The following is an 18,196-nucleotide window of genomic DNA, read 5'->3' on the forward strand; positions in this document are numbered from 1 at the left end:
TTGGGGGTGGCCCGCGGCGGAGCCGCTGATGGACGCTGTTCGCCCCCTCCGCCCCTGCCCGTCCCTTGTTCCTGGGGGCTGCCGCCCCCAGACCCCCGCTGTCGCGCTGAACGCGCTCGTCCTCAAACGCCGGACGGGCTGAAACGGGGCGGAGCCCCGGAAGTATGGGACGGGAAGGGGCGCCGGGGGCGAAAAACACCACCCGTCACCGCCGTCGCTGCGACCGCCAGACCAAATACAACGCCGACCCCACCGCCGCCGCCCGCACGACCCACGGCCAGGTCTGCGCGATCGCGTCGCTCAGGTGCCCCTCGGGGATCGGCTCGCCCCAGCGGCCGTTCACCCGCCCCCACAGCCAGACGATGCCGCCGGTGGCCGCCAGCCCGGGCAGGACGAGGACGGCGCCCTTCACCTCGGCGGGGGTCAGCCGCCGGGAGGCGTACGCGATGACCCAGCCGAGGACGAGGACGAACAGGTTGCCGAGGACGGCACCCGCAACGAGGAGCGCGGCGGCCAGCAGAAGGAGCGGGTTGCTCCACCCACCGAGGCGCGGGAGCCGGAGGAAACGGCGCCGCCGGGCCTCGACCACCGGCTCGACCACGGGCTCGTCCACGACGTCGGCCTTGCCCGGACCCTTGCCCTCCGCCTCAGGTACCGCCCCCGCTCCCTCGTCCTTCTTCTCGGGCGGCGGCTTCAGTATTTCGGGAATCTCCACACCGCCCACGAATCCGTGCACGCTCTCCCCGGGCCCGAACAGGCTGCTGTCCACCCGCCACCAGTCCGGCTGCGTGGCGCTGTCGCCCAACTCGTCCGCACTCGCGAGATGCGGCGGGGACGGAACGTCCTCGTCGGTGTCCTGTTCCGCGGGACGCGGCTTCGGGACGACGCGGCGCAGGCCCTTGGGGCGTGGCTGCGGTGCGTCGGCCTGACGCTGGGTGGGGACGGCGGCCCAGGTCCCCGTCCCGCCGGCCACCTCCCCCGGGGTGCCCCCGCCCGCGGCGCCGACGATCTCGTCGGGGGTGCCGAGGCGGTCGAGGATCCGGCGGACGGCGGCGGGACTGTCCGCGGTCGTCTTCGCCCTGCGCCGGTCGATCTCGTTGCGCAGTTCCGACACGAGCCGCATACGCGTCGCGGACGGCACCTGGCGCTGCTGAGCCAGGTCTCCGACCCGGCTCAGGTAGTCGTAGACCAGCTGGTCGCTCTCAATCCCCACGAAGTCCCCTCCGGGGCGCACGCGTTGGATACTCCGTGGTCACGACGGTACCGGGTTTTCCGCACCGGCCGCCCCCGGGGGATCCGGCGCTTCCGGCGTCCCCGGAAGAGGCCGGGAGCAGGGCCCAGCACGGAGCCCGGGGTCGGGGAGGTCAGGGGCACAGGAGGCGAAACCCGCTACCGTTGGCCGGATGAGCACCGAGGAGCACCCCACCGCGGACCCCGCCCCCGCGGGGAACGCTCCGCGTTCGCTGGCGGAAGCCCTCCGGACACGCGACGACGCCTCGCTGTCCGCGCTCCTCCGTGCCCGCCCGGACCTGATCACCCCCGTCCCCACGGACCTGACACAGCTGGCCACCCGGGCAGGCACCCGTGCGTCGGTCGTGCGCGCCCTGGAGCGCCTGGACCGGTTCGCCCTGCAGACGGCGGAGGCGCTGGCCGTGGCGCCCGAACCGGCGGTGTACGACGATCTCCTTGCCCTGCTGGCGGGCGACGACCGCGACCCGGCGGTCACCGGGGCCTTCCCGCGCGCCCTCGGCACGCTCCGCGAGCAGGCCCTCGTCTGGGGGCCCGACGACCGGCTGCGGCTCGTCCGCACGGCCCGTGAGCTGCTCGCGCCGTCCCCGCAGCACCCGTCCCCGACGGGCCTCGGCCCAACGGTCGCGGAGGCCACGGCGGGGATGTCGCCGGGGCGGATCCAGGAGATCGTGACCGCGGCCGGGCTGCCGAGCACCCATGACTCCGTATCGGCCGTGGCGGCGCTGACCGGCCTGTTCACGGACCGCAGCAAGATGTCGGCGCTCCTCGACAGCGCCCCCGCCGAGTCCGTGGACGTCCTGTCCCGGCTGGTGTGGGGGCCACCGTACGGACAGGTGACCGCCGAGCCGGCGCGCCATCTGCGCTGGCTGATCGCCCGGGGGCTGCTGCTGCCGACGGGGCCCGGCACCGTCGTACTGCCCCGGGAGGTGGCCCTGCATCTGCGGGCGGGCCGCGCGCACCGGGAGACGGAGCCGGTGGGGCCGACCGTCGAGTCGGCGGCGACGCACCGTCCACAGGTTGTGGACAGCACCGCGGCGGGCCAGGCGTACACGGCACTCGCCACCGTCGAGGAGCTGCTGAAGGACTGGCACGAGGGCGGTCCGGCCGTGCTGCGCGCGGGCGGGCTGAGTGTGCGGGATCTGAAGCGGACGGCGGTGGCGCTGGACGTGTCGGAGCCGGTGGCCGCGTTCTGGGTCGAACTCGCCTACGCGGCGGGCCTGTTGGCGTCGGACGGTGCGACGGAGGAGCGGTACGCGGCGACGCCCGGGTACGACGAGTGGCTGGAGCTGCCCGCCGCCGAGCGCTGGGTGCGGCTCGCCTCGGCGTGGCTGACGGCGACGCGTGCGCCGGGCCTGGTCGGCGGGCGGGACGCGAAGGACCGTACGTTGTCGGCGCTCGGCCCCGGTCTGGACCGCTCCGCGGCCTCCGAGGTCCGCCACCGCGTCCTCGCCCTGCTGGCCGCCCTCCCCGAGGGCGCCTCCCCCACCGCGGCCTCCGTCCTCGCGCGCCTCCAGTGGGAGCGGCCCCCGCGAAGCCCGCAGCCGACGGACGACCTGCGCACCCGGCTCGCCCGATGGACCCTGTCCGAGGCGGAGTCGCTGGGCGTGACGGGCCGTGGGGCGCTGTCGGCGCAGGGGCGGGCGCTGCTCGGCCTGCCACCGGCGGCCACCCAGGACGCCGGTGCCGCGACCGGCCACGGCACCGGTTCCGCGGCCGGCCACGGCACAGACTCCACCCCCGCCCACACCCCCGGCCCCGGCCCCGGCCCCGGCCCCGGCCCCGGCCCCGGCCCCGGCGCCAAGCTCTCCGTCCACAAGCGCCCCCACCCCACCTCCGAGTCCCCCCGCTCCCCCGCCGAACAGGCCGCTGCCGCCGCCCAGGCGGTCCGGCTCCTCGCTCCCCTCCTGCCCGAGCCGCTGGAGCACGTCCTCCTCCAGGCGGACCTGACCGCGGTCGCGCCGGGTCCGCTGCAACGCCCGCTCGCCGACACGCTCGGCGTCCTCGCGGACGTCGAGTCGAAGGGCGGGGCGACCGTCTACCGCTTCACGCCGGGATCGGTGCGGCGGGCGCTGGACGCGGGCCGGTCGGCGTCGGACCTGCACGCGTTTCTCGCCGCGCACTCGCGGACGCCGGTCCCGCAGCCGCTCACGTATCTGATCGACGACGTGGCGCGCAGGCACGGTCATCTGCGGATCGGCTCGGCGTCGGCGTACGTGCGGTGCGACGACGACTCGATGCTGAACGAGATCCTCGCCGACAAGCGGTCGCAGGGGATGCGCCTGAGACGCCTCGCGCCGACCGTGCTCGCCGCGCAGGCCGAACCGGCGGCCCTCCTCGAAGGGCTGCGCGCGATGGGCTTCGCGCCTGCCGCCGAGTCCGCGGAGGGCGATGTCCTGATCACCCGCGCGCACGCCCACCGCACCCCGCCGCGCTCCGCCCCCGCGCCCGTCCCGGACGGTCCGCCGGTCCCCGACGCCACCCTCCTCGGCGCCGCCGTCCGCGCCATCCGCGCCGGCGACCTGGCGTCCACGACGCCCCGCAAGCCCACTTCCGACGGCCGGCCCGGCAGCGGCGACCTCCCCCGCACCAGCCCCGCCGAGACCCTCGCCACCGTGCAGGCCGCCGTGATGACCGGCGAGGCCCTCTGGATCGGCTACGTCAACGCGGAGGGCACCGCCACCCAGCGGGTCATCGCCCCGATCCGTGTCGAGGGCGGTTTCGTGACGGCGTACGACCACACCGCGGACGAAGTCCGCACGTACCCCCTGCACCGCGTCACGGGAGTCGCGGAACTGGCCGACGGGCAGCCGCCGGCTTAAGCGGCGGACAAGCCCGAGCAGCCCCCGCACATGATCGCCCGCCGGTGATGCACACTGGACGTTTGGCCAAGCACCCGCGCATGGGTGCCGCCGCGCAGAAAGGTACGGGCGTGAACGGACCTCTCATCGTCCAGAGCGACAAAACACTCCTGCTCGAAGTCGACCACGAGAACGCCGACGCGTGCCGTCGGGCCATCGCGCCGTTCGCCGAGCTGGAGCGGGCGCCCGAGCACATCCACACCTACCGGGTGACGCCGCTCGGGCTGTGGAACGCGCGGGCGGCCGGGCACGACGCCGAGCAGGTCGTGGACGCGCTCGTCGAGTTCAGCCGCTATCCCGTGCCGCACGCGCTGCTGGTGGACATCGCGGAGACGATGGACCGCTATGGGCGGCTCACCCTCAGCAAGCACCCCGCCCACGGCCTGGTCCTCACCACCACCGACCGGCCGATCCTGGAGGAGATCCTGCGGTCGAAGCGGGTCGCGCCGCTGGTCGGCCACCGGATCGACCCGGACACGGTCGCCGTGCACCCCTCCGAGCGCGGGCAGATCAAGCAGACGCTGCTGAAGCTCGGCTGGCCGGCCGAGGACCTCGCCGGGTACGTCGACGGCGAGGCGCACGCGATCGAGCTGGACGAGACCGGGTGGGCGCTGCGGCCCTACCAGCGGCAGGCCGTGGAGAACTTCTGGCACGGCGGCAGCGGGGTCGTCGTACTCCCCTGCGGCGCCGGCAAGACCCTCGTCGGTGCCGGGGCGATGGCCGAGGCCAAGGCCACCACCCTCATCCTCGTCACGAACACCGTCTCCGCCCGGCAGTGGAAGCACGAGCTGGTGAAGCGGACCTCGCTGACCGAGGAGGAGATCGGCGAGTACAGCGGTACGCGCAAGGAGATCCGGCCGGTCACCATCGCGACGTACCAGGTGCTGACGACGAAGCGGAAGGGTGTCTATCAGCACCTGGAGCTCTTCGACTCCCGCGACTGGGGACTCATCCTCTACGACGAGGTGCACCTGCTGCCCGCGCCCGTCTTCAAGTTCACCGCCGACCTCCAGGCACGCCGTCGGCTCGGTCTGACGGCGACCCTGGTGCGGGAGGACGGCCGTGAGTCGGACGTGTTCTCCCTCATCGGGCCGAAGCGGTTCGACGCGCCGTGGAAGGAGATCGAGGCGCAGGGGTACATCGCGCCCGCCGACTGCGTCGAGGTCCGCGTCAATCTCACCGAGACCGAGCGGCTCGCCTACGCCACCGCCGAGACCGAGGAGAAGTACCGCTTCTGTGCGACGACCGCGACCAAGCGGAAGGTGACGGAGGCGCTGGTGCGGCGGTTCGCGGGGCAGCAGATCCTGGTGATCGGCCAGTACATCGACCAACTCGACGAGCTGGGCGAGCACTTGAACGCGCCCGTCATCAAGGGCGAGACGAGCAACGCACAGCGCGAGAAGCTGTTCGGCGCGTTCCGCGAGGGCGAGATCAGCGTGCTGGTCGTCTCCAAGGTCGCGAACTTCTCCATCGACCTGCCCGAGGCGACCGTCGCCATCCAGGTGTCGGGCACCTTCGGGTCCCGGCAGGAGGAGGCCCAGCGGCTGGGGCGCGTGCTGCGGCCGAAGGCCGACGGTCACAAGGCGCACTTCTACTCCGTCGTCGCCCGCGACACCATCGACCAGGACTTCGCCGCCCATCGGCAGCGGTTCCTGGCGGAGCAGGGGTACGCCTACCGGATCATGGACGCCGATGAGTTGCTGGCGGCGGACAAGGACAACTGAGCGCGCTGTCGATATGACTCAAATGCCTTGTGTCCAGGAGGCATTGACCGATTTTCTCCGTCGTGCGTTCACAGCCGGTTCATGAGCGTCGGCACTACGGTCGCTGGTCCGAAGCGGGCATCGATGGTGCCCCGCGGCAGGTACCGACAGCGGTACGCACCGAGGAGAGTCGATGAGCAGAGAGCGTGCGGTCCCCGGACGCGGTCCGAGCCGCCGCGGCCTGATGGGCGGCGGCGCCACGGCGCTGGCCGCGCTGACGGTCGCCGGGCTGGGCACCGGGCGGGCCGTGGCCGCTGATCAGGTTACGGGCCGGGCCGGGGCCGTGCCCTGGGAGCCGGTGCCCGTGCCCGAACAGGTGCCGGTGACCGAGCGCCAGGTCCCGGTCGTCGGTGACGGAAGCCTGTGGTGCTGGGACACCGGCGGCAGCGGGGAGGCCGTTGTTCTGCTGCACCCGGGTTCCGGGAGCGGCGAGAGCTGGCCCTACCAGCAGCCGGTGTTCGCCCGCGCCGGGTTCCGGACGATCGGCTACTCGCGACGTGGCTCATACCGTTCGGTGGCCGGAAACCAGGCCGAGGCGGACACCGCCTCCGGGGATCTGCACACCCTGGCCGACCACCTCGGTCTGGACCGTTTCCATCTCGCGGCCACGGGCGGCGGCGGCGCGGTGGCGGTGGACTACGCCCTGTCCCACCCGGACCGGCTGCGCAGCCTCACCGTCTCCAGCAGCGTCGTCGGCATCACCGACACCGACTACGCGCAGCTCTCCGCCTCTCTCCGGCCTGCCCCGTTCAGTGAACTGCCGGTCGAGGTACAGGAGTTGGGGCCCTCCTACCGCGGCGGCAATCCGGCCGGCGTCACGGCCTGGCAGGCGATCAACGCGCGGTCCCGGGCGGGCGACGGGTTCACCCAGGCATCGGCCAACAAGGTCACGTGGGCTGCCCTGGAGTCCATCACCCTGCCGGTCCAGCTGATCACCAGCGACGCGGATCTCTACACCCCGCCCTCCGTCCAGCGGCTCATCGCCCAGCATCTCCACAACGTCGAGACGCACGTCATCAGCGAGGCGGGCCACAACCCGCACTGGGAGCAGCCCGCCGCCTGGAACCGCGTTCTGACCAGTTTCCTGGACCGTCACTGAGCTTGTTCCTGTGACCCCGTAGGGCTGTTCCCCGTAGGGCGAGGCCTAGCAGTGCAAGGCCCAGCAGGGCGTACGGCGAGGCCAATGGCTGTTGCCACCAAGGGAGTCGCAGGTCCAGGTCGCCTTGGTGGGGGACCAGCCAGAGGGTGCGGGCCGTGAAGACGGCCGTCACCGCCGCGGCCAGCTGGAGGCGGTGTTCGGCGTAGAGGACGGTGATCAGCGGTACGCACCACACCCAGTGGTGCGACCAGCTGATGGGGCAGACGAGGAGGGCCGTGGTGGCGGTGAGCAGGATGCCCCAGCGGTCCTCGGGGGCGCGGCGGGCCAGCCAGAGGCCCGCGCAGGCGACCGCCATGGCGGGCAGCGCCCAGGCGAGGCCCGGTGACGGGTCCCCCAGGGCGCGGGCGACCAGCCCCTGAAGCGACTGGTTGTCGACGATCCACACCTTGCCGACGCGGCCGGTCTCGTACAACCGCCGGGTCCAGAAGTCGACGCTGGCGGCAGGGAGTGCGAGCACGCCGAGCAGTACGGTCCCGGCGAAGGCCGACCCGGCTGTGGCCGCTTCCCGTCGGCGGCCCCTGAGCAGCAGGTACGCGATGAAGAGGGCCGGTGTCAGTTTCACCCCGGCCGCGATCCCGAGCGCGATTCCCTTGCCGCGGGCGCCGGTCGGCCGTGTGAGGTCCCAGAGGATCAGCACGGCGAGGGCGAGGTTGATCTGGCCGAAGAGGACGGTCTGGAAGACGGGTTCGAGCCAGAGGGCGAGGGCGGTGGCGGTGCAGACGGCGGGGGTCTTCGCGGGCAGGTCCGCGAGTCGGCAGGAGAGTCGGACCAGCGCGGCCAGCAGGGCCACGCTCCCGGCGACGAAAGCCATTTTGAGGGCGGCCAGCGGCAGCCAGGTCGTCGGTACGAAGAGGAGCGCCGCGAAAGGCGGGTACGTCGCGGGCAACCGCCACTGGGTGACGGTGAACCCGTAGAGATCCGTGCCGTTCGCCACGGCCGCGCCTTCGGCCCGGTAGACCAGCACGTCGGCCATGGGGGCGCGCGCGGCGACACATAGCGCGGAGAAGGCGGCGAGGGAGACGATCAGCAGGGCGCGCCCGGAGGCGACTTCGGTGGGTGAGTGATCGATCACGTTCCGTTGAAGCACGGAGTGACCCTAGTGTCCGGGCAGTTCGGCCCGGCACGCGGCTCACCGCCGCGGTGCGGAGGACGTACGACTGACCGACACGGCGCGAAGAACGTACGGCTCACCGCCGCGATGCGGAGGACGTACGGCTCACCGCCGCGATGCGGAGGACGTACGGCTCACCGACTCATTGACGCAATGCGGACATGCGGCTCAGCGACGCCGTACGCCTGCCTCCTCTCCGTACTCGCCGAGGAGGACCACGCTGAGGGCGGCGCCCGCGAACACCTTGACGGCGCGCAGGGCGTCGCCCACGCGGTGGCGCTGGTGGGTTCCGGAGGCGGCGGTGGCGCCGGCGCGGGCGGAGGGGCCTGGGGTGAAGGTAGCTGCGCTCATATATCCATGGTGGAACTCACGCCCCCGAACGGCGTCGGCCTCCCGACCGAACCTCGGCGGCCCCCTCGTACACCTGTGGGCCGCCCCTCCTACGCCTCAGGACGGACCCCGACCCCTAGGGTCCTACGGGGCTTGCCCCTGAGGCCGAGTCGCGGGCCTACCTCCGAGGCCGAGACGCAGGCGTACCCCCGAGGCCGCGGAAAAACGGTTGGCCCGAGATCCCCCACTCGCCTAGAATCTCCGCTCTTGCCCGCCTCCCGTCGTGGAGTGCCGCTGCCCGGACGGAAACCGGGCGGCTTTCGGATTCACTCAGGCAGCAGGTCCCCGGAGGCAACCCCCGTGTCCACCCCTTCCGACACCCACAGCGACCCTCAGGACCCCCTCTCACGCGAGCGGACCCAGCTCGGCGACTCCCGCGCCGCCCTGCGCGCGATGCGCGAGGACGCCGAGAACCTCGACATCAAGGACGTCACCGCGAACTGGGTGAACGCGGCCGTCCTCCAGCACCAGATCGACGAGCGCATCAAGGCCCTCGCCGACCTCAGCCACACCCCGCTGTTCTTCGGGCGGCTCGACTACCTGCACTCACCCGGCGCCGACAAGGCGGAGGGCGCGGAGGGCGAGCGTTTCTACATCGGGCGGCGGCACGTCCACGACGCCGACGGTGACCCGATGGTCATCGACTGGCGCGCCCCTGTGTCGCAGCCGTTCTACCGGGCCTCGAAGAAGACCCCGATGGATGTCGCGCTGCGCCGCCGGTTCGGCTACACGGGCGGTGACCTCACGGCGTACGAGGACGAGCATCTCTCCGACCCCTCCGAGGCGGCGGCCACCAGCAAGCTGCTCCAGCAGGAGATCGAGCGCCCGCGTGTGGGCCCGATGCGCGACATCGTGGCGACCATCCAGCCGGAGCAGGACGAGATCGTACGATCGGGGCTCTCCGGCTCCGTCTGTGTGCAGGGCGGTCCCGGCACCGGCAAGACGGCCGTCGGCCTGCACCGCGTGGCGTATCTGCTGTACGCCCACCGTGAGCGGCTCGCCCGTACCGGCACCCTCGTCATCGGGCCGAACAGCTCCTTCCTGCACTACATCGAGCAAGTGCTGCCCGCGCTTGGCGAGTTGGAGGTCAAGCAGGCGACGGTCGACGACCTCGTCGCGCATGTGGAGATCCGGGGCACGGACGGCGCCACCGCCGCGGTCATCAAGGGCGACGCCCGGATGGCCGAGGTGCTGCGCAGGGCGGTCCGTTCGCACGTGACCCTGCCGACCGAGCCGGTCATGGTCGTACGGGGCTCACGGCGCTGGCGGGTACCCGCGTACGAACTGGAGGAGATCGTCCGGGAGTTGCTCGACCGCGACATCCGGTACGGCGCCGCCCGCGACGCCCTTCCGCAGCGGATCGCGCACGTCGTGCTGGTCCAGATGGAGCGCTCGGGCGAGGCGCCGGACGACCGGGTGCAGGACGCCGTCGCCCGCAACCCCGCCGTGAAGGCCGCGGTCAAGGCGATCTGGCCGCCCGTCGACCCGGCCAAGCTCGTGCTGCGCCTGCTCTCCGACGCGGACTTCCTCGCCGTACACGCGGCGGGAATCCTCGACGAGGACGAGCAGAAGGAGATCCTCTGGCAGAAGCCGGCGCGGTCCGTGAAGGCCGCCAAGTGGGCTTTGGCGGACGCCGTGTTGATCGACGAGGCGACCGACCTCGTCCAGCGGACGCACTCGCTCGGGCATGTCGTCCTCGACGAGGCGCAGGACCTGTCGCCGATGCAGTACCGGGCGGTGGGGCGGCGCTGCACCACTGGTTCGGCGACCGTGCTCGGTGACCTCGCGCAGGGTACGACCCCCTGGGCGACGCGGAGTTGGACCGAGGCGCTCGGCCATCTCGGCAAGAGCGAGGCTGTGGTGGAGGAGCTGACGGCGGGTTTCCGTGTCCCCACGGACGTCATCACGTATGCGTCCCGGCTGCTGCCGCACATCGCGCCGGGGCTGACGCCGGTGGCGTCGGTGCGCGAGAACCCGGGCTTCTTCGATGTGCGTACGACGTCCGGTGACGCCGAAGTCGTCGCGGCCTGCGAGGAGTTGCTCCGCAAGGAGGGCTCGACCGGCCTGATCGCGGCCGACGCCCGTATCCCCGTACTCGCCGAGGCACTGGCGACCGCCGGAATCACCTACCTCGGCCCCGGTGAGGAGACGACCCCCGACACCCGCCTCACCCTCGTGCCCGCCTCGCTCGCCAAGGGCCTTGAGTACGACTATGTGGTCCTTGACGAGCCGCAGGCCGTGGTCGACGGCGAACCCGACGAGCGCACCGGACTGCGCCGCCTGTACGTGGCCCTGACCCGAGCCGTGTCGGGCCTGATCGTGACGCACGCGGCGCCGCTGCCCGCCCAGCTCACTTAGGGGGTCCGAGGAGCGCGTCCAGGAGGCCGGGGAACCTGGCGTCGAGATCGTCGCGCCGCAGCTGGACATAACGGTTGCGGCCGACGACCCGCGTCGAGGTGATCCCGGCCTCACGCATGATGCGCATGTGGTGCGAGACGGTCGACTTGTGCAGATGCCCGATGCCGAGCGCGTCGGGCGAACAGCTGTACGGCACACCGGCCGCGTACACCTTCAACAGCGACAGCCGCACCGGGTCGCCGAGCGCGTGCAGCACCTTGACCAGCTCGATGTCGTCCACGTCGGGCTGCGGCAGCCGCTCGCCTTCCTCGCCCATGCCGGGGCTCCTCTCCTCATACCGTTTGACAATCATCCAACAGTCTTTATTGTTTGACCAACGTCAAACCATCATCGCACTGATTGCACATCGTTGCGGATCGTTGCGGATCGTTGCGGATCGTTGCGGATCATTTGGGGGGACCCCGTGCGCCTACGACTGCTCCTGCTCGCCCTCGGCACTTTCGCCGTCGGAACGGACGGCATGGTGATGGCAGGCATCCTGCCGCTCATCGCCCGCGATCTGGACGTCTCCATCTCGGTCGCCGGACAGGCGGTGACCGTCTTCGCCCTGACGTACGCGGTACTCGCACCCGTTCTCGCCGCGGCGACCGCCCGCTGGCCGCGCCGCCGCACCCTGCTCGTCGCGCTCACCGTCTTCACGCTCGCCAACTGCCTCACGGCGCTGGCCCCTTCGTACGGCACCCTGCTCGCCACCCGGGTACTCGCCGCCGCCGGAGCCGCCCTCTACACCCCCACCGCGAACGGCGTCGCGACCGGGCTCGTGCCGCCGGAGCGACGTGGCCGGGCCATCGCCGTGGTGATGGGCGGGCTGACCGTCGCCACCGCGCTCGGGGTGCCGCTGGGCACCTGGATCGGCCGTACGGACTGGCGGCTGACGATGTGGCTGGTGACCGGTCTCGGAGTGGCCGCGTTCGCCGGCCTTGGTCTCATGCTGCGTGAACTCCCGCAGCCGGCAGCCGCGTTGACCCTGCGGGACCGGGTGACACCGCTCGCCAACCCTCGGGTACTGGGCGCGGCGCTGACCACTTTCCTGGTCTTCCTCGCCATCCAGACGTCGTTCATCTACTACACCGTGGCCACGCACGCGGCGACCGGCGGAGACCAGGACCGGCTGACGCTCCTGCTCCTGGTCTCCGGGATCGCCTCCGTCGGCGGTTCCTCGATCGGCGGACGGCTGGTGGACAAGTGGGGGCCGCGGGTGGTGATCCTGACGAGCAGCGCGGCGTACGTCGTCCTCGCCGCCGCCTCGCCCTGGACCCTGCGCACCATGCCGACGGCGCTCGTCGCCTCCGCGCTGACTCCGCTGGTCGGCTGGGGGATCGCGGTCGCCCTGATCACCCGCGTGGCCTCCCTCGATCCGCCCAACGCACCCGTCCTGGTGTCCCTGAACAGCAGCGCGCTCTACCTGGGCATGGCGGCGGCGGGCGGCACCGGCAGTCTGGCGATCGCGCTGTTCGGCGACCGCTGGTTCCTGCTGGTGGGAGCGGGCCTGATGGTGCTGGCGACAGTGGTGGCCGCGGTCACCACGCGGGAACGGGCGCGGGCGCGTGACCCCCGGCACCTGGCACCGGAGGTCACCAACAGCCCCGCCGGCTCGACCACTTGATCCGAACGGCACCCCCCGGACAGGCCCTAAGCGTCCAGGACCTGCCGCCACTCCCGTACCGCCGCCGCCGAGACCGGTCCGGTCCAGCCGCCGGGCCGGGCGGCCCCGCCGATGTGGAAGGCGTCGACGCCCGCGGCACGCAGCTGTGGCACGTGGTCGAGCCGCAGACCGCCGCCCACCATGATCTCCGGCTCGTAGCCGGGCTCACCGCTGCGCGCGGCCTCGGCGAGGAGGGTGGGCATGCCGTCGTCGACGCCGACCGGGGAACCCGCGGTCAGGTAGGCGTCGAGGCCGGGCAGGTTCGCGAGCGGCTTGCGCAGGGCGTCGCGGTCGGCGGCGCGGTCGATCGCGCGGTGGAAGGTCCAGCGGCAGCCGTCCAGCTCGGCGACGATCCGCTCCACGGCGGCCAGGTCGGGGCCGCCGTGCTCGTCGAGGAACCCGAGCACGAACTCGTCGGCCCCGGCGCCGCGCAACTCGCCCGCGACGCGTACGAGCGCGTCGACATCCCCCGCCGCGAACCCGTCCGAGAGCCTCAGCATCACGCGCAGCGAGACGTCGACCGCGGCCCGGATCCCGGTGAAGGTCTCCACGGCCGGGGTGAGCCCGTCCGCGGCCATGTCGGTGACCAGTTCAAGGCGGTCCGCACCTCCGGCCTCAGCGGCAACCGCGTCCTCCACACCGAGGGCGATCACCTCCAGGAGTGCACGCTTGCGCTTGCTCATCGGACCTCTTCCCTTGGGGGCGGCTACAGGTCTAGTCCAATCCAGCGTACGCGAGATCTTCCAACCCCGGCCGGAGATCTTCCAGCCCCGGCCGGGGATCTTTCAGCCCGTCCGGCGTTTGAGGACGAGGCCGTCCAGGCCGACAGCGGGGGCCTGGGGGCGGCAGCCCCCAGACCCAAGGGACGGGCAGGGGCGGAGGGGGCGAACAAACCCAACCCCAGCCCACCCGCCACCCGCACAATGACCCCATGCCCGACGCCCTCAACGACCTCGACGCCCTCCGCACCCGCTGGACCCGCGCCCTGGAAGGTTCCCGCTCCCCCGGTGCCCCGGACCGCACCCCGGACCCGACCCCGTACGCGGACAACCTCCTCACCCGCTGGCAGGAGCCCCAACGCCGCTACCACACCCTCACCCACCTCACCGCGGTCCTCGACCACATCGACGCGCTGGAGGAGTACGCGGACACCCCGGACCTGGTACGCCTGGCCGCCTGGTTCCACGACGCGGTCTACCTCCCGGACCGCTCCGAGAACGAGGAACGCTCGGCCCGCCTGGCCGAACGCGCACTCCCCGAAGCCGGGGTGCCCTCCCCCGGCACCGCCGAGGTGGCCCGCCTGGTCCGCCTCACGGTCGGCCACGCCCCCACGGACGACGACCGCAACGGCCAGGTCCTCTGCGACGCCGACCTGGCCGTCCTGGCATCGGCCCCACCGGCGTACGCCGACTACACCGCGGCCGTCCGCGAGGAGTACGCCTTCGTCCCGGACGAGGCGTTCCGCACGGGCAGGGCAGCGATCCTGCGCCAACTCCTCGACCTGCCGAGGCTCTTCAGAACCCCGCACGGGGAACGGGAGTGGGAGGAGCGGGCACGGGAGAACCTCCGGGCGGAGCTCACACGACTGGGCTCCGGCTGACCGGACCCTCGCCCCGAACAATCCGGTGCGTACCGAAGCCTGATCGCGCCTATCCTCACCCGCATGCGAGACATGGGCGGGGATCAGGTGTCGGAGGCCGTGGCGGGCAGCGCGGCGCTGCTGCGGTCGGTGGCCGGGCGGGACTGGGAGGGCGTCAACGCGGGTCGTCTGGACTGGAGTTGCCGCAGGACGGCCGAGCACATCTGCCTCGATCTCATCATGTACGCGAGCCGGCTGGCCGTGCGTGCCCCGGGATTCATCCCCTTCGAGCTCGTCATGGCCCACGGCGCCGACAACGCGGGTGTCGTCGACGTGATCGAGACGACCGGCGCCCTGCTGACCGCCGCGATCCGCACGGCACCTCGCGAGGTGCGCGCCTTCCACCCCTCCCCCTTCCGCAGCGCGAACCGCGAGGGCTTCGCCGCGATGGGCGTCGCCGAGGTCCTGCTGCACACGCACGACATCGCCGAGGGCCTCGGCATCCCGTACGAGCCCCCGGCCGAGCTCTGCGAGGACGTGCTCACCCGGATCTTCCCGCACGTCAGGCCAGGCCCCGACCACTGGCGCACCCTGCTCTGGGCGACCGGCCGCGGCGACCTGCCCGGCCGCGCCCCCGTCACCGAGTGGACCTGGTACAACAACCTGGTGATCGCCACCGAGCGGCTCACCCTGCAGAGCGTCACGCCCGCGGCCGCCGCCGATCTGCGCACCGGCGGCACGGGCGGCTTCGAGTGGATCGAGGGCGGCCCCTTCGAGGGCACGCGGGACGCCGCCGGGATGGTCTTGAAGGCGTACGAGGCGGGGGTGCACCGCCCTGAGTGGGGCCTCTTCGCCCTCGTACGGACGGAGGACGGGCGCGCGGTCGGCGGCATCGGCTTCCACGGCGCCCCGGACGAGGAGGGCCGCGCCGAGATCGGCTACGACCTGGCGGAGGGCGCCCGCGGACAGGGTTACGCGACCGAGGCCCTGCGCACGCTGTCCGGATGGGCCCTCGCGCGTGACGACATACAGGCGCTGTTCGCGACCGTCGACCGGGTCAACATCCCGTCCCAGGGCGTGATCTCACGCGCCGGGTTCACGCAGGTGAGCGAGGACGAGGAACAGTTCGCGTACGAGCTACTGAACTGAGCCCGCCGGGCCCGTAAACAGTCCGGGGCTACGAACTCCCCGGACCCGCCCACCTCTTGGCCCTGCGCAGCCCCGCCCCGTACAGCAGTCGTACCACCTCGCGGCTGCTGACCTCCACCGCGCCGGCGCGCACGGCGTCCTCGTACCGGTGCGAGGGGATGTCGTAGTGGTCGCGCTCGAAGGCGCGCCGGGGAGCGCCCAACTCGTCGGCGAAGGCGTGGAGTTCGTCGTACGAGATGTCGCTGATCAGATGGGACCACACGCGGCCGTGGCCCGGCCACGTGGGCGGATCGATGTAGACGGTCACGAGGGCGGGGTCCCGCCGCTCGCCGTGCCGAGCAACCCCACCGACGCCACCTTCACGCCGGCCTGGTGGCACACCCAGTGCGGGTCGGGTCCCAGCTCGGGTTCGACCTCCAGGGCGTGCGGGTCGCCGGAGCCGCAGACGGGGCACAGCGGCCAGCGCCCGTGCCGTTCGAGGAGGCCGTCCTGTACGTCCTGGGCGACGAGCCCGGCCACGTACTCCGCGCCGTCCGGCCACTGCTCGACCCACCAGCGGCGCTGCACCACCGACTCCTCGACGAGCGAGACGACATCGGCGTCGGCGACCTCGCGCGCGGCGAGGTCGGCGAGGACGCGGGCGCGAGCCGCGTGCAGGGCCTGCTCCAGAGGGCTGACAGGGCCGCCGCCGGGGCCGTCGGTGGGATCACCGATGGGATCGTCGGTGGGGTCGCCGATGGGGTCGCCGATGGGGTCGCCGATGGGGTTCATGCACCTATTGTGCGCACCCTTGACCGTATGCCCCAGCGGAAAATATCTTTCAGACGTGACCCATGAAGTGAAGGAAATTTTCGCCGGTGAGGCACCGCCCGCCCCGGCCGCCCTCGCGGCGAAGGTCCGGACGCTCGCCCCGTCGATGACGCGCTCCATGCAGCGGGTCGCGGAGGCCGTCGCCGCCGACCCGGCCGGCTGCGCGGCCCTCACGGTCACCGGCCTGGCGGAGCTCACCGGCACCAGCGAGGCGACGGTCGTCCGCACCGCCCGCCTCCTCGGCTACCCCGGCTACCGCGACCTGCGCCTCGCCCTCGCCGGGCTCGCCGCCCAGCAGCAGTCGGGCCGCGCGCCCGCCGTCACCGCGGACATCGCGGTCGACGACCCCATCGCCGACGTGGTCGCCAAGCTCGCCTACGACGAGCAGCAGACCCTCGCCGACACCGCGGCCGGGCTCGACATGGCCCAGCTCAGCGCGGCGGTCACCGCGCTCTCCACAGCCCGCCGTATCGACATCTACGGACAAGGGGCGTCCGGCCTCGTCGCCCAGGACCTCGCCCAGAAGCTGCTCCGCATCGGGCTCATAGCCCACGCGCACAGCGACCCGCACCTCGCCGTCACCAACGCGGTGCAGCTGCGCGCCAAGGACGTGGCGATATCCATCACCCACTCCGGCTCGACCGGCGACGTCATAGAACCCCTCCGGGTCGCCTTCGAGCACGGCGCGACGACGGTCGCGATAACCGGCCGCCCGGACGGGCCAGTGACGCAGTACGCGGACCACATCCTCACCACCTCGACGGCCCGCGAGAGCGAGCTGCGGCCCGCGGCCATGTCGTCACGCACCAGCCAGTTGCTTGTGGTGGACTGCCTGTTCGTGGGGGTCGCCCAGCGGACGTACGAGACGGCGGCGCCGGCGCTGTCGGCCTCGTACGAGGCTCTGGCGCACCGGCACAGTCCTCGCGGCCGGTCGCGCTGACTCGCTGACGCGCCACGGCGAACCGAGACTGTATGTAGTCAGGAAGCTGGATGTAGTCAGGATGCAGTCAGGAAGCTGGATGTAGTCAGGAAGGCTGCGGGCCGCCAGTGGCTGGTCGCGCCGTTCCCCCGCGCCCCTGAAGGGCGCCTCCTCACCGCCCCGCACCGGAAAGAGCCGCTCCTCATGACCTCCAACGCCAACTACCGCGACCTCCGCGCCGAGTTGGAGACCCTCACCACCGAGGCGTTCCGCCCCGAGCTCGCCGAGATCGATCAGTTGCCCACGGTCGAGATCGCCCGGCTCATGAACGGCGAGGACGCGACCGTCCCGGCGGCGGTCGCCGCGCGGCTCCCGCTCATCGCCGCCGCGATCGACGACATCGCGGAACGGATGGCCCGGGGCGGGCGCCTGATCTACGCGGGCGCGGGCACGGCGGGCCGGCTCGGTGTCCTGGACGCGTCCGAGTGCCCGCCCACGTTCAACACCGACCCGTCCCAGGTGGTGGGCCTGATCGCGGGCGGCCCGCGCGCGATGGTCACGTCGATCGAGGGAGCGGAGGACTCCAGGGAGCTGGCGGCGCAGGACCTCGCTGATCTCGCCCTGACGCCCGACGACACGGTGGTCGGGGTCTCCGCGTCCGGCCGCACCCCGTACGCCATCGGCGCGGTCGAACACGCCCGCAAGCAGGGCGCGTTGACGATCGGCCTGTCCTGCAACGCGGACAGCGCGCTGGCGGCCGCCGCCGACCACGGCATCGAGGTCGTCGTCGGGCCGGAACTGCTGACGGGCTCGACACGGCTGAAGGCGGGCACGGCCCAGAAGCTGGTCCTGAACATGCTCTCGACGATCACGATGATCCGGCTCGGCAAGACGTACGGCAACCTGATGGTCGACGTACGCGCCTCGAACGAGAAGCTCCGCGCCCGCTCCCGCCGTATCGTCGCGCTCGCCACAGGCGCCACGGACGACGAGATCGAACGGGCCCTGGCCGCCACGGACGACGAGGTGAAGAGCGCGATCCTCACCATCCTGGGCGGCGTCGACGGGCCGACGGCCGCCCGCCTTCTGGAGGAGAGCCACGGCCACTTGCGCGCGGCGCTCGCGGCGGCGCCCCGCTGACCAG

General features: G+C 72.4%; 16 protein-coding genes. 9 read left to right on the forward strand and 7 right to left on the reverse strand.

What is annotated here, in order from left to right; genetic code table 11:
- Positions 1-205: 205 nt before the first annotated feature.
- Positions 206-1,213 (reverse strand): hypothetical protein, encoded by a 1,008-nt coding sequence (locus tag AB0N66_RS13165; protein WP_365432574.1) that lies wholly within the window; start codon positions 1,211-1,213, stop codon positions 206-208.
- A gap of 190 nt (positions 1,214-1,403) precedes the next feature.
- Here AB0N66_RS13165 and AB0N66_RS13170 point away from each other — a divergent pair, with 190 nt between their 5' ends.
- From AB0N66_RS13170 to AB0N66_RS13180, 3 genes are all read left to right on the forward strand, one after another.
- Positions 1,404-4,070, forward strand: coding sequence for a helicase C-terminal domain-containing protein (locus tag AB0N66_RS13170; protein ID WP_365432577.1), 2,667 nt, complete (start codon positions 1,404-1,406; stop codon positions 4,068-4,070).
- A gap of 110 nt (positions 4,071-4,180) precedes the next feature.
- Positions 4,181-5,833 carry a DNA repair helicase XPB gene (locus AB0N66_RS13175; RefSeq protein WP_365432579.1) on the forward strand — a complete coding sequence of 551 codons (1,653 nt, stop codon included), beginning with the start codon at positions 4,181-4,183 and terminating at the stop codon, positions 5,831-5,833.
- A gap of 172 nt (positions 5,834-6,005) precedes the next feature.
- The gene (locus AB0N66_RS13180; RefSeq protein ID WP_365432581.1) at positions 6,006-6,971 is read left to right on the forward strand and encodes an alpha/beta hydrolase; all 966 of its coding nucleotides are present in this window, start codon (positions 6,006-6,008) and stop codon (positions 6,969-6,971) included.
- Here AB0N66_RS13180 and AB0N66_RS13185 read toward each other — a convergent pair.
- Both AB0N66_RS13185 and AB0N66_RS13190 read right to left on the reverse strand, forming a co-directional pair.
- A complete protein-coding gene (locus tag AB0N66_RS13185; protein WP_365432770.1) occupies positions 6,889-8,004 on the reverse strand; it encodes a glycosyltransferase 87 family protein in 1,116 nt (371 codons plus the stop codon). The genes AB0N66_RS13180 and AB0N66_RS13185 overlap by 83 nt on opposite strands.
- 306 nt (positions 8,005-8,310) lie before the next feature.
- Positions 8,311-8,493, reverse strand: coding sequence for a hypothetical protein (locus AB0N66_RS13190; protein WP_365432583.1), 183 nt, complete (start codon positions 8,491-8,493; stop codon positions 8,311-8,313).
- A gap of 339 nt (positions 8,494-8,832) precedes the next feature.
- Here AB0N66_RS13190 and AB0N66_RS13195 point away from each other — a divergent pair, with 339 nt between their 5' ends.
- Positions 8,833-10,890, forward strand: coding sequence for an ATP-binding domain-containing protein (locus AB0N66_RS13195; RefSeq protein WP_365432586.1), 2,058 nt, complete (start codon positions 8,833-8,835; stop codon positions 10,888-10,890).
- Here AB0N66_RS13195 and AB0N66_RS13200 read toward each other — a convergent pair.
- Positions 10,883-11,206, reverse strand: coding sequence for a transcriptional regulator (locus tag AB0N66_RS13200; RefSeq protein ID WP_365432589.1), 324 nt, complete (start codon positions 11,204-11,206; stop codon positions 10,883-10,885). The two genes, AB0N66_RS13195 and AB0N66_RS13200, sit on opposite strands and share 8 nt — an antisense overlap.
- 147 nt (positions 11,207-11,353) lie before the next feature.
- Between AB0N66_RS13200 and AB0N66_RS13205 the strand changes: the two genes are divergently transcribed.
- Positions 11,354-12,556, forward strand: a complete 1,203-nt coding sequence (locus AB0N66_RS13205) for an MFS transporter (protein WP_365432592.1) — start codon at positions 11,354-11,356, stop codon at positions 12,554-12,556.
- A gap of 26 nt (positions 12,557-12,582) precedes the next feature.
- Here AB0N66_RS13205 and AB0N66_RS13210 read toward each other — a convergent pair whose 3' ends face one another.
- A complete protein-coding gene (locus AB0N66_RS13210; RefSeq protein ID WP_365432595.1) occupies positions 12,583-13,278 on the reverse strand; it encodes a copper homeostasis protein CutC in 696 nt (231 codons plus the stop codon).
- A 248-nt stretch (positions 13,279-13,526) separates the two neighbouring features.
- Between AB0N66_RS13210 and AB0N66_RS13215 the strand changes: the two genes are divergently transcribed.
- The gene (locus AB0N66_RS13215; protein WP_365432598.1) at positions 13,527-14,195 is read left to right on the forward strand and encodes a hypothetical protein; all 669 of its coding nucleotides are present in this window, start codon (positions 13,527-13,529) and stop codon (positions 14,193-14,195) included.
- A 63-nt stretch (positions 14,196-14,258) separates the two neighbouring features.
- On the forward strand, positions 14,259-15,323 hold the full coding sequence (locus tag AB0N66_RS13220; RefSeq protein ID WP_365432601.1) for a GNAT family N-acetyltransferase: 1,065 nt from the start codon (positions 14,259-14,261) through the stop codon (positions 15,321-15,323).
- Between the two features lie 28 nt (positions 15,324-15,351).
- On the opposite strand, the gene AB0N66_RS13225 is transcribed toward AB0N66_RS13220, so the two are convergent.
- Positions 15,352-15,630, reverse strand: coding sequence for a DUF4031 domain-containing protein (locus AB0N66_RS13225; RefSeq protein WP_365432604.1), 279 nt, complete (start codon positions 15,628-15,630; stop codon positions 15,352-15,354).
- On the reverse strand, positions 15,627-16,094 hold the full coding sequence (locus AB0N66_RS13230) for a hypothetical protein (protein WP_365432607.1): 468 nt from the start codon (positions 16,092-16,094) through the stop codon (positions 15,627-15,629). The genes AB0N66_RS13225 and AB0N66_RS13230 overlap by 4 nt, the downstream gene beginning before the upstream one ends.
- Before the next feature lie 55 nt (positions 16,095-16,149).
- Here AB0N66_RS13230 and AB0N66_RS13235 point away from each other — a divergent pair, with 55 nt between their 5' ends.
- Complete coding sequence (locus AB0N66_RS13235) at positions 16,150-17,073, forward strand: MurR/RpiR family transcriptional regulator (RefSeq protein WP_365432610.1); 924 nt, start codon at positions 16,150-16,152, stop codon at positions 17,071-17,073.
- Positions 17,074-17,256: 183 nt separating this feature from the next.
- Complete coding sequence (gene murQ / locus AB0N66_RS13240) at positions 17,257-18,192, forward strand: N-acetylmuramic acid 6-phosphate etherase (RefSeq protein ID WP_365432613.1); 936 nt, start codon at positions 17,257-17,259, stop codon at positions 18,190-18,192.
- Positions 18,193-18,196 lie beyond the last annotated feature (4 nt).

The organism is Streptomyces sp. NPDC093544 (assembly GCF_040683495.1).
In the GTDB taxonomy this organism is placed as follows: Bacteria; Actinomycetota; Actinomycetes; order Streptomycetales; family Streptomycetaceae; genus Streptomyces.